The 11,234-nt window shown below is 59.7% G+C and carries 10 protein-coding genes; 7 read left to right on the top strand and 3 right to left on the bottom strand.

All coding sequences use genetic code 11. From position 1 onward, the window contains the following. Positions 1-23: 23 nt before the first annotated feature. From aceE to ampD, 3 genes are all read right to left on the bottom strand, one after another. Positions 24-2,684, bottom strand: a complete 2,661-nt coding sequence (gene aceE / locus AB5Y51_RS04070; protein WP_039040509.1) for a pyruvate dehydrogenase (acetyl-transferring), homodimeric type — start codon at positions 2,682-2,684, stop codon at positions 24-26. Positions 2,685-2,767: 83 nt separating this feature from the next. Continuing rightward, positions 2,768-3,532, bottom strand: coding sequence for a pyruvate dehydrogenase complex transcriptional repressor PdhR (gene pdhR, locus AB5Y51_RS04065; RefSeq protein ID WP_010675815.1), 765 nt, complete (start codon positions 3,530-3,532; stop codon positions 2,768-2,770). 276 nt (positions 3,533-3,808) lie between these two features. Then, entirely contained in the window at positions 3,809-4,381 is a 573-nt protein-coding gene (gene ampD / locus AB5Y51_RS04060) for a 1,6-anhydro-N-acetylmuramyl-L-alanine amidase AmpD (protein ID WP_053288099.1), read from the bottom strand. A 128-nt stretch (positions 4,382-4,509) separates the two neighbouring features. Here ampD and AB5Y51_RS04055 point away from each other — a divergent pair, with 128 nt between their 5' ends. The 7 genes from AB5Y51_RS04055 (at position 4,510) to coaE (ending at position 11,220) form a co-directional block, all read left to right on the top strand. Then, a complete protein-coding gene (locus AB5Y51_RS04055) occupies positions 4,510-4,980 on the top strand; it encodes a TIGR02281 family clan AA aspartic protease (RefSeq protein ID WP_119197035.1) in 471 nt (156 codons plus the stop codon). Positions 4,981-4,983: 3 nt separating this feature from the next. Next, complete coding sequence (gene nadC / locus AB5Y51_RS04050; RefSeq protein ID WP_041213995.1) at positions 4,984-5,847, top strand: carboxylating nicotinate-nucleotide diphosphorylase; 864 nt, start codon at positions 4,984-4,986, stop codon at positions 5,845-5,847. A 310-nt stretch (positions 5,848-6,157) separates the two neighbouring features. Then, the gene (locus AB5Y51_RS04045) at positions 6,158-6,559 is read left to right on the top strand and encodes a prepilin-type N-terminal cleavage/methylation domain-containing protein (protein WP_081332023.1); all 402 of its coding nucleotides are present in this window, start codon (positions 6,158-6,160) and stop codon (positions 6,557-6,559) included. Next, a complete protein-coding gene (tapB, locus tag AB5Y51_RS04040; protein ID WP_368178078.1) occupies positions 6,550-8,265 on the top strand; it encodes a PilB family type IVa pilus assembly ATPase TapB in 1,716 nt (571 codons plus the stop codon). Before AB5Y51_RS04045 ends, tapB begins: the two co-directional genes overlap by 10 nt. A 127-nt stretch (positions 8,266-8,392) precedes the next feature. Beyond that, the gene (locus tag AB5Y51_RS04035) at positions 8,393-9,634 is read left to right on the top strand and encodes a type II secretion system F family protein (RefSeq protein WP_368178076.1); all 1,242 of its coding nucleotides are present in this window, start codon (positions 8,393-8,395) and stop codon (positions 9,632-9,634) included. 77 nt (positions 9,635-9,711) lie between these two features. Further along, positions 9,712-10,587, top strand: a complete 876-nt coding sequence (locus tag AB5Y51_RS04030) for an A24 family peptidase (protein ID WP_119197036.1) — start codon at positions 9,712-9,714, stop codon at positions 10,585-10,587. An 18-nt stretch (positions 10,588-10,605) separates the two neighbouring features. Then, positions 10,606-11,220, top strand: coding sequence for a dephospho-CoA kinase (gene coaE / locus AB5Y51_RS04025; RefSeq protein WP_368178075.1), 615 nt, complete (start codon positions 10,606-10,608; stop codon positions 11,218-11,220). Positions 11,221-11,234: the final 14 nt, after the last annotated feature.

Here is an 11,234-nt window from a genome sequence, read left to right as displayed (position 1 = left end):
ACCCGGCGCGACACTCAATCCTCTTACGCGTACAGCGGGTTGACCTTGTCGGCATCGATGCCGTACTTGGCGATGGCCTCGGCCACAACCTGCTTGTCTACCTCGCCGCGCTTGGCCAGTTCGGTCAGGGCTGCAACCACTACGTAGAACTCGTTCACTTCGAAGTGACGACGCAGGTTGGCACGGCTGTCGGAGCGGCCGTAACCATCGGTACCCAGTACACGGTAGTTCTCGGTCGGAACGAAGGCACGTACCTGATCGGCGAAGGACTTCATGTAGTCGGTCGCGGCGATGGTGGCTTCGGAACCCAGTACCTGAGCGATGTAAGGCACACGCGCTTCGGCGGTCGGGTGCAGCATGTTCCAGCGATCCGCGTCCTGACCGTCACGAGCCAGTTCGTTGAAGGAGGTGACGCTGAACACGTCGGAACCCACGCCGTACTCGCTGGCCAGGATCTGGGCGGCAGTGCGCACGTGACCCAGGATGGAACCACAACCCAGCAGCTGTACCTTGGCCTTGGTGCCGGCCACGGTTTCCAGCTTGTAGATACCCTTGCGAATGCCTTCCTCGGCGCCTTCCGGCATGGCCGGCATGGCATAGTTCTCGTTCAGGGTAGTGATGTAGTAGAACACGTTCTCCGGGTTCTCACCGTACATGCGGCGCAGGCCGTCCTGTACGATCACCGCCACTTCATAGGCGTAGGACGGGTCGTAGGAGATGCAGTTCGGGATGGTGTTGGCCAGGATGTGGCTGTGACCATCTTCGTGCTGCAAGCCCTCTCCGTTAAGAGTGGTACGACCGGAGGTCGCGCCCAGCAGGAAGCCACGGGCTTGCTGGTCGCCGGCTGCCCACGCCATGTCGCCGATCCGCTGGAAGCCGAACATGGAGTAGTAGATGTAGAACGGGATCATCGGGCAGTCGTTGGTGCTGTAAGAGGTGGCAGCAGCCAGCCAGGAGGACATGGCGCCCAGCTCGTTGATACCGTCTTGCAGAACCTGACCCTGCTTGTCTTCCTTGTAGTAGGAGACGATGTCGCGGTCTTGCGGGGTGTACTGCTGACCGTGCGGGCTGTAGATACCGATCTGGCGGAACAGGCCTTCCATACCGAAGGTACGGGCTTCGTCAGCCAGGATCGGGACGATGCGCTTGCCGATGGACTTGTCTTTCAGCATCACGTTCAGGGAACGCACGAACGCCATGGTGGTGGAGATTTCGCGCGCCTGTTCACCCAGCAGCGGACCGAAGGCATCCAGCGCCGGGATTTCCAGCTTGGTGGTGCTCTCGCGCAGACGGGTCGGTACATAGCCCTTCAGTGCGGCACGGCGGGCGTGCAGGTACTTGTGCTCTTCGGTACCCTCTTCGATCTTCAGGTACGGCAGGTTTTCCAGCTGCTCGTCGGTGACCGGCAGGTTGAAACGATCGCGCAGGTGGCGCACGGAGCCCAGATCCATCTTCTTGACCTGGTGAGCGATGTTCTTGCCTTCGGCCGCTTCGCCCATGCCATAACCCTTGATGGTCTTGGCCAGGATCACGGTCGGCTTGCCCTTGGTCTGTGCAGCCTTGGAGAAGGCGGCGAACAGTTTGCGGGGGTCGTGACCACCACGGTTCAGGGCGAAGATCTCCTCGTCGGTCATGTCTTTGACCAGCGCGGCGGTTTCCGGGTAACGGTTGAAGAAGTGCTCGCGCACGTAGGCACCGTCGCGGGACTTCATGGTCTGGTAGTCACCGTCCACGGTCTCGTTCATCAGCTGGATCAGCTTGCCGGAAGTGTCTTTCTTCAGCAGCTCATCCCACTTGCGACCCCAGATGACCTTGGTCACGTCCCAGCCAGCGCCGGCGAACAGACCTTCCAGCTCGTTGATGACCTTGCCGTTGCCGACAACCGGACCATCCAGACGCTGCAGGTTGCAGTTGACCACGAACACCAGGTTGTCGAGCTTTTCACGCACGGCAACGGTCAGGGCACCCTTGGCTTCCGGCTCGTCCATCTCGCCGTCACCCAGGAAGGCGTAAACGGTCTGCTCGGAGCAATCCTTGATGCCACGGTCGGTCAGGTACTTCAAGAAACGCGCCTGATAGATGGCGGCGATGGGGCCCAGACCCATGGAAACGGTCGGGAACTGCCAGAATTCCGGCATCAGTTTCGGGTGCGGGTAGGAAGGGATACCCTTGCCATCCACTTCCTGACGGAAGTTGTCCAGCTGCTCTTCGGTCAGGCGACCTTCGGCGAATGCACGGGCATAGATGCCCGGGGAGATGTGACCCTGGAAGTAGACCAGATCGCCACCGTCCTTCTCGTTGCGGGCACGGAAGAAGTGGTTGTAGCAGACTTCATAGATGGTCGCGGAAGAAGCGAAGGAAGACATGTGACCACCCAGGTCCAGGTCTTTCTTGGAGGCGCGCAGCACGATCATCATGGCGTTCCAGCGGATGATGGCGCGAATGCGGCGTTCCATTTCCAGGTCGCCCGGGTAGGCCGGCTCGTCGCTGGACGGGATGGTGTTGATGTAGTCGCGGTTTGCCTTGGCAGCCACGTCCACACCGCTTGCGCGGGCTTTCTCGGCCAACTGTTCAAGGATGAACTGAGCGCGTTGCGGACCCTCTTCACGCAGCAGGGATTCCAGAGAGGCAAGCCACTCCAGCGTTTCTATCGGGTCCACATCGTTCTTCAGGATATCAGACATGGCTGGTTCCTATGTTGTTGTGATTGCACGGCATTGCACGGCGAAGGGCGCAAGCATTCGACAATTAAGAAAGCCTTGTGGGATTAGTTTTCCTGCTGACGGATCCGACGCATGGATCGCTGGATCCGGCTGTCTTCCCTCTGCATATCCAACAAGGTGTCCTCGATAAAGGCCAGGTGCTCATGACAAGCAGCTCTGGCCCGCTCCGGAGCCCCCGACAGGATAGCCTCGATCAGGCTCGCACGATGGCGACGGATCTTGGCGACCACTCCCGGACGGCGATTCAAAATTTCGTTATTGCGTAAAATGTTCTGCTCGAGCATGGGGCCCATGGCCCGCAACAGGTGCAGCAGCACCACGTTGTGGGAGGCCTCGGCCACGGCCAGATAGAACTGGGTCACGGCGGCCGATTCGACCACCAGCGACCCTTGCTGACCGGCTTCTTCGATGGCGGCTTGCGCCAGGCGAATCCGTTCGAAATCAGCCTCGGTGCCCCGCAGCGCCGCATAGTAGGCACAGATGCCTTCCAGCGCGTGACGAAACTCCAGCAGGTCGTACTGGGCTTCCGGGTGAGTGCTGAGCAGTTCGAACAGGGGGTCGGCGATCCCCTTGCTCAGGGCATTTTGTACGTAAGTGCCACCGCCCTGACGACGATACAAGAGTCCTCTCGCTTCCAGGCGCTGGATGGCTTCGCGCAAGGAAGGGCGCGACACCTGAAACTGGATGGCGAGTTCCCGCTCGGGCGGCAACTTCTGGCCCGGCTGCAGGCTGCCTTCCAGAATCATGCTTTCCAGCTCGGCGACAATGGCGTCGGCCAGCTTGGGCTGAGTTATCTTGATATAGGGCATGAGGCTACTTTGTTAAATTGGTATTACCAATTTTATGGTTGGGGCGAAAATTAGCAGAGGGCTTGAAAAAAGTCCACCCAAAAGATGATCTGAATCAAGAAGCTCGGTTGCCACTTTGGGGGTAAAAACGCGGAATCATGATATAGCTCATAGAAAATGGTCTGACCAATATTTGTGAGCTTGCTCACCGATAACATTTGGCCAACAGCATGAAAAATGGCTTGCCAGACAAGGCAAGCCATTGATTCTAAAAACACAAAATAATTTTTAGATTTTTCACTCAAAGTGAAGCTTTTCCCGATAGCGAGGCCATTCGAAACTGTCACCCGGATCCGTCTTGCGGCCCGGCGCGATGTCGCAGTGGCCGACAATACGGTCCGCCGTGATGGCGGGATAACGGTGAACAATCGCCCGGCTGAGGTCCGACAGCACCTCGTATTGCTTGTCGCTGTAGGGAAGCTCGTCGGTCCCTTCCAGTTCGATCCCGATGGAAAAATCGTTGCATGCTTCCCTCCCCTCCCAGATCGAGACTCCCGCATGCCATGCCCTGGCGCCAAAAGGCACGTACTGTACCAGTTCCCCATCGCGGCGGATCAGGCAGTGGGCCGAGACCCTCAGTTGGTGAATACCGGCGAAATAGGGGTGAGCACCGGGATCGAGGCGCCCCAGAAACAGATCGTCGATAAAGGGGCCACCAAACTGCCCGGGGGGCAGGCTGATGCCGTGTATCACCAGCAAGGAGACATCCTCCGGGCTGAGCCTCTCATTGTGATGGGGGGAAGGCACCTTGCGGGCCTGCTCGCACCATCCTTCTCGATCGATGGAAAACAGGGTTGTGGGTTGTGTCATCGTCTGCTCGACTCACAAATGGAAGCGATGTGCCTCTGGCGGGATGGGAAAACTGGGAACAAGTCTCTGAATTCATGGATAACGCTATGTTAGGCTGAGCCATTCACTCGCGCGATATGGGACACACTATGCACCCGATGGCACGCCGTCTCTGGCTGCTCGCCTGGCTCTCGCTGCTGGGTCTGCTGACCTTCTACTTTCATGGTCGTGAACAACCGTCGGTGACCGCCAGCGGCGATCTATTGCTCAGGGCCGATGCCAGCGGCCATTATCGTCTGGAGGGTGCCATCAACGACCAACCGGTGCAACTGCTGCTGGACACAGGAGCAACCCGGGTGACCATACCGAGCCAGGTGGCCGCCCGGCTCGGTCTCGTCGCCACGGGCCGCAGCCGGGTCAACACGGCAGCCGGAGAGATCCAGGTCGAAACCGGCCGGATCGAAAGTCTGGCGATGGGTCCGCTGACCCTGTACGATTTGTCCGTCTTTATCAATCCGGCTGCCGACGGGGAGGAGATCCTGGTGGGCATGAATGCCCTGGGCAGGCTGGAATTGCGCCAGAAAGACAGGCAATTGCTTCTCAGACCCTTGCAGGAATAAGGCATGTTACAACAGGACATCCGCCGCGCCGTGCGCGCCGCACTTCTCGAAGACTTGGGCGATGCCCTCACCGCGCTGGATCAACCGGATGCCAGCGCCGACATCACGGCCCAGCTGATCCCGGCCGATCGCATCTCGACCGCGCGAGTCATCACCCGCGAGGCGGGCGTCTTCTGCGGCCAGCCCTGGGTCGACGAGGTGTTTGCCCAGCTCGGTGGCGAAGTGAAGGTCGAGTGGAAAGTGCAAGATGGTGAACGCCTTGCCCCCAATCAGGAGCTGTTCCGCCTCCATGGCCCCGCCCGCGTGCTGCTGACCGGCGAGCGCAATGCGCTGAACTTCGTGCAGACCCTTTCCGGGGTCGCCACCCTGACCGCCCGTTATGTAGCCGAGCTGGAAGGCACTGACTGCCGCCTGCTCGATACCCGCAAGACCCTGCCCGGTCTGCGCAGCGCCCAGAAGTATGCGGTCACCTGCGGCGGCGGCAAAAACCACCGCATCGGTCTGTTTGATGCCTACCTCATCAAGGAGAACCACATTCTCGCCTGCGGCGGCATCGCTGAAGCAATCAGCGAAGCGCGCCGTCTCAATCCGGACAAACCGGTGGAAGTCGAGGTCGAATCCCTGGCCGAGCTGGAGCAGGCCCTGGCCGCACGGGCCGACATCGTGATGCTGGACAACTTCGACATCCCCATGATGCAGGAAGCCGTTCGCCTCAATCAGGGCAGAGCCAAGCTGGAAGTCTCCGGCAACGTCACCCTCGATACCCTTGCCGGATACGCCGCGACCGGGATCGACTTCATCTCGGTGGGAGCGCTGACCAAGCATGTGCGGGCACTGGATCTCTCCATGCGCTTTGTCGCGGCTTGAGCAAACCCCATCCGTTGCTCGTGCCCAAAAATATTACAGGGCTCGAAACTTGCAAAAGGCGCCATCGGCGCCTTTTCTTTATGCAGGATCCCACGACATAAGGAGTGTGAAGATGGGCCCTCCCGCCTCATGACAAGTGCCAATGGAAGCCATTTAATCTTTGATTTTTCTACACATTTCACTAAATGACATAAAAGCGGCGAACAAGGTCCCCGCCTCTGTTGCCAACCCGAAGCGCTCGGATAAGATACCAGCGTGGATAGCATTCCACCGGTGCTTATCAGGAAACATGGAAAAAAGGATATTTCACATGAAAAGACAGTCAGGGTTTACGCTAATCGAATTGATGATCGTCGTTGCGATCGTCGCCATCCTCGCCGCCATCGCCTTGCCGGCGTATCAGAGTTACACGAAAAAGGCTAAAGCTACTGAAATAACAGCAGCCATGGGACAAGTAAAAACAGATCTTGAAATTTGTGTCCAGACTACAGGTGTTGCTTCTGGAAGTACCGCAACCTGTGATGCAACAGGCTCGTCCTCTACCTTTGTTGCAAGCGTCAGTGGATCAGCCGGTACAACAAGTGGCGCAGATGCCACGATAACTGGGGTGGGTGCTTCAGATGTTAGCGATGTGACTTGTACGCTTGAGGGTACAGTTCAAGGTTCAGGCAAAATTACATGGGGTCAGGTTTCCGGCGCGAGCTGTATTTAATGACCTCTAGCCTCAATAGCGGCCTGGCCACCAGCCTGGCCGCTTCTTCCCTCCTCAGTGAGCCGGACTCACAGCGCTATCTGAGCCAGGCCAAGGCGCAGCGCAAGCCCTTTGTCACCTTCCTGATTGAAAACGACATCCTCGACAGCAAAGCCCTCGCCGATTTCTGCGAGCTGGAATATGGGGTACCTCTGCTGGATCTGGCGGCCTTCGATCTCGCCGAGATCCCGCAGAAATACCTCAATCAAAAGCTGATTGAAAAGCACCATGTCCTGCCCATCTACACCCAGGGGCACACCCTCTATATCGCCATGTCCGATCCGACCAATGTGTCGGCTCTGGAGGATTTTGGCTTCAGCTTCGGCCTGCATACGGAAGCCCTGCTGGTCGAAGAGAGCAAGCTGACCGCCGCCATCGGCAAGCTGATGGAGAGCGAGCAGGATAGCCTGGGCATGGATCATATCGACGAGGCCGAGATCTCCGAACTCGAGGTCTCCGACGAGAGTTCCCGCCTCGACGAGAGCGTCAACACCGCGGACGATGACGCCCCCATCGTCAAATACATCCACAAGATCATGATGGATGCCATCAAGCGCGGGGCCTCCGACCTACATTTCGAACCCTACGAGACCAAGTACCGGATCCGCTTTCGGGTAGACGGCATACTGCACGAAGTCGCCACGCCGCCGGTCAACCTGGCCAACCGCTTCGCGGCTCGCCTCAAGGTGATGGCGCGGCTCGACATTGCCGAGCGGCGCCTGCCCCAGGATGGCCGCATCAAGCTCAAGATTTCGCGCAACAGATCCATGGACATGCGGGTCAACACCCTGCCCACCATGTGGGGCGAAAAGATCGTGATCCGGCTGCTGGACTCCTCGGCCGCCCGGCTCAATATCGATCAGCTCGGCTTTGACGACCGGCAGAAGACGCAATACCTGCACGCCCTCTCCAAACCTCAGGGCATGATCCTGGTGACCGGCCCGACGGGGTCAGGCAAGACGGTCTCACTCTATACCGGCCTCAACATTCTCAACACCAGCGAGGTCAATATCTCCACCGCCGAAGATCCGGTCGAGATCAACCTGCCCGGCGTCAACCAGGTGCAGATCAATCCCAAGGCGGGGCTCACCTTCGCCAGCGCCCTGCGCTCCTTCCTGCGCCAGGATCCCGACATCGTCATGGTGGGGGAGATACGGGATCTGGAAACCGCCGAGATCGCCATCAAGGCCGCCCAGACCGGTCACCTGGTGCTCTCCACCCTGCACACCAACTCGGCGGCAGAAACGCTCACCCGGATGATGAACATGGGGGTGCCGGCCTTCAACATCGCCTCTTCGGTCACCCTCATCATGGCCCAGCGCCTTGCCCGCAAACTCTGCGATCACTGCAAGGCGCCGGAAGTGGTGCCGGAAGCCGAGTTGCTGGAGCTGGGCTTCACCCAGCAGCAACTGGCCGCCGGTTTGCGGCTGTTCAAACCCGTGGGATGCAAGGAGTGCTCGGGAGGCTACAGAGGCCGGGTCGGCATCTATGAGATCATGCTGATGTCCGACAACATCGCCAAACTCATCATGCAGGGAGCCAACTCGCTGCAAATTGCCGCCATAGCCCAAAAAGAAGGGATGCGCACCCTGCGTACATCCGGCATCGAGAAAGCGCGTCTTGGCGTCACCAGTCTGGCCGAAATCAACAGGATCACCACCAACTGAGTTCGCAGTGCCCGAGTCATCTCGCCGGGTGAAGCCGCTGCCATCACCCCGATGACCTTCTTCAAGCCAAGATGAGCCGGACAGGCAGCAGCATCCGGCCACCGTCGCCCAATTGCAGGATGCAGTGATGGCCACATTAACTCAAAAACGCAACGCACCGAAAAAAGTCTTCTCCTACCGCTGGCACGGCGTCAACCGCAAGGGACAGAAGGTCTCAGGCGAGCTGCAAGCCGACAGCATCACCACCGTCAAGGCCGAGCTGCGCAAGCAGGGCGTCAACGTCACCAGGGTCAGCAAGCAGAGCCAGGGGCTCTTCTCCAAGGGCGGCGCCAAGATCAAGCCGATGGACATCGCCGTTATCTCCCGCCAGATCACCACTATGCTCTCCGCCGGCGTGCCTCTGGTGCAGAGTCTTCAGATCATTGCCCGCGGCCACGAGAAAGCGGCGGTGCGCGAGCTCATCGGCCAGATCGCCGCCGATGTGGAAACGGGCACCCCGCTCTCGGAGGCGTTGCGCCGCCATCCCCGCCACTTCGACGACCTCTATTGCGATCTGGTCGAGGCCGGGGAGCAATCCGGTGCCCTGGAGACCATCTACGACCGTATCGCCATCTACCGCGAGAAGAACGAAGCCCTCAAATCCAAGATCAAGAAGGCCATGTTCTATCCGTCCATGGTCATTCTGGTAGCCATCGTCGTCACCTCCATCCTGCTGCTCTTCGTCATTCCCCAGTTCGAGGATATCTTCAAGAGCTTCGGTGCCGAGCTGCCCGCCTTCACCCGGTTCGTCATCGCCATCTCCCGCTTTATGCAGGAGTGGTGGTACGCCATCTTTGGCGGCGCTGCTCTCGCCGTCTTCCTCTATGTGCGGGCCTGGCGAAAATCCCAGAAGGTCAGGGACAACACGGACAAGTTCATCCTCACCATTCCCGTGGTGGGCAACATACTGCACAAGGCGGCCATGGCCCGTTTTGCACGCACCCTCTCCACCACCTTCTCCGCCGGTATCCCACTGGTGGATGCCCTGGTCTCGGCGGCCGGAGCATCGGGCAACTATGTCTATCGCACTGCGACCATGGCCATTCGCAACGAGGTGGTGGCCGGCATGCAGATCAACGTCGCCATGCGCACCGTGGATCTTTTCCCCGACATGGTGACCCAGATGGTGATGATCGGTGAGGAATCCGGCGCCATCGACGACATGCTCTCCAAGGTCGCCGCCATTTTCGAACAGGAGGTGGACGACATGGTCGACGGCCTCACCAGCCTGCTCGAACCCATCATCATGGTGGTGCTCGGGGTGCTGGTCGGCGGCATGGTAGTAGCCATGTACCTCCCCATTTTCAAGCTGGGCTCTGTGATACACTGACCCCCTCGACAGAGGGCCGGGCGGTGCATTTCCCCCGGCCATCTGTCATCCCCGTTCCCGACACAAGCGATTGATCTATGGTGCCTTTGATCGAACTGGCCCAGGGCTTGCCCTGGCTCTATCTCTCCTTGATTTTCCTTTTCTCCCTGATGGTGGGCAGCTTCCTGAACGTGGTGATCCATCGCCTGCCCATCATGATGGAGCGGGCCTGGCATGCCGAATACAGCGACTATTTCGGTGACGGTGAAGAGACTCCTCCTGCAACCGGACGATACAACCTCATGGTACCTCGCTCCCGCTGCCCCCACTGCGACCACCCCATAGGGGCGCTGGAGAACATTCCCCTGCTGAGCTGGCTATGGCTCAGGGGGCGCTGCCGCAACTGCCACGCCCCCATTTCGGCTCGCTATCCCCTGGTCGAGCTGCTCACCGCCCTGCTGTCGGTCTCGGTAGCAGCCGCGCTTGCCCCCGGCTGGGGCACCCTTGCCGCTTTGTTGCTCACCTGGACATTGGTCGCACTGACCTTCATCGACCTGGACAAGATGCTCTTGCCGGATCAGCTCACCCTGCCCCTGCTCTGGGGTGGCCTGCTGTTCAATCTGGCGGGCGGTTTCGTGCCCCTGGCCGATGCGGTGGTCGGCGCCATGGCGGGCTATCTGGTGCTCTGGAGCCTCTATTGGGCCTTCAAGCTGCTGACCGGCAAGGAAGGGATGGGCTATGGCGACTTCAAACTGCTGGCGGCACTGGGCGCCTGGCTCGGCTGGCAAGCCTTGCCCATCGTGCTGCTGCTCTCTTCGCTGGCGGGCGCCATCATCGGCATCGGTCTCATCCTGCTGCGCAACCACCACCAGGGCAAACCCATTCCCTTTGGCCCTTATCTCGCCATCGCGGGCTGGATAACGCTGCTGTGGGGCGATAGCATCACCCGCTGGTATCTTGATGTCGTGCTCTAGCAAAAGGATCTCTGACCCATGTATGTAGTCGCAATCACTGGGGGAATCGGCAGCGGCAAGACCACGGTTGCCAACCGCTTTGCCGAGCTGGGTATCGAGGTGGTGGATGCGGACATCATCGCCCGTGAGGTGGTGGAGCCCGGCACCCCTGCTCTGGCTGCCATCGCCGCCTATTTTGGCCCGGATGTCGTTGCCCCCGATGGCCAGCTCGATCGCCGCCGGCTGCGAGAGCGGATCTTCACCGATTCGCAGGCCAAGGAGTGGCTCAATGCCCTGCTCCATCCCCTCATCCGCAGCGAGATGCTGCGCCAGTGTGCGGCAACCCGCTCCCCCTACTGCCTGCTGGTCGTCCCCTTGCTGGTGGAAAACAGGCTCACTTCCCTCGCCGATCGGGTACTGGTGATCGATGTGGACGAAGCGACACAAATCGAGCGTACCTGCCGCCGCGATGGCGTCAGTCGGGAACAGGCCCAGGCGATACTGGCGTCCCAGGCGAGCCGCAGCGAGCGCCTGGCGATGGCCGACGACGTCCTGGACAACCAGAGTGGTACGAGTGAGACCATCTGGCAGCGAATTTTCGCCCTGCACCAGACATATCTGGCATTTGCCTCTCAACAAGCCCACCAACTGTGAGTACACTAGGCCGG

The organism is Aeromonas sp. R7-1 (assembly GCF_040908115.1).
Taxonomy (GTDB): Bacteria; Pseudomonadota; Gammaproteobacteria; order Enterobacterales; family Aeromonadaceae; genus Aeromonas; species Aeromonas caviae.
The sequence above is the reverse complement of the archived record's forward strand: the minus strand, read 5'-3'. Positions and strand labels throughout refer to the sequence as shown.

Coding starts and splice junctions, on each gene's coding strand:
- aceE (WP_039040509.1), bottom strand. CDS start 2,684: ATGTCTGATATCCTGAAGAACGATGTGGACCCGATAGAAACGCTGGAG.
- pdhR (WP_010675815.1), bottom strand. CDS start 3,532: ATGCCCTATATCAAGATAACTCAGCCCAAGCTGGCCGACGCCATTGTC.
- ampD (WP_053288099.1), bottom strand. CDS start 4,381: ATGACACAACCCACAACCCTGTTTTCCATCGATCGAGAAGGATGGTGC.
- AB5Y51_RS04055 (WP_119197035.1), top strand. CDS start 4,510: ATGCACCCGATGGCACGCCGTCTCTGGCTGCTCGCCTGGCTCTCGCTG.
- nadC (WP_041213995.1), top strand. CDS start 4,984: ATGTTACAACAGGACATCCGCCGCGCCGTGCGCGCCGCACTTCTCGAA.
- AB5Y51_RS04045 (WP_081332023.1), top strand. CDS start 6,158: ATGAAAAGACAGTCAGGGTTTACGCTAATCGAATTGATGATCGTCGTT.
- AB5Y51_RS04035 (WP_368178076.1), top strand. CDS start 8,393: ATGGCCACATTAACTCAAAAACGCAACGCACCGAAAAAAGTCTTCTCC.
- AB5Y51_RS04030 (WP_119197036.1), top strand. CDS start 9,712: ATGGTGCCTTTGATCGAACTGGCCCAGGGCTTGCCCTGGCTCTATCTC.
- coaE (WP_368178075.1), top strand. CDS start 10,606: ATGTATGTAGTCGCAATCACTGGGGGAATCGGCAGCGGCAAGACCACG.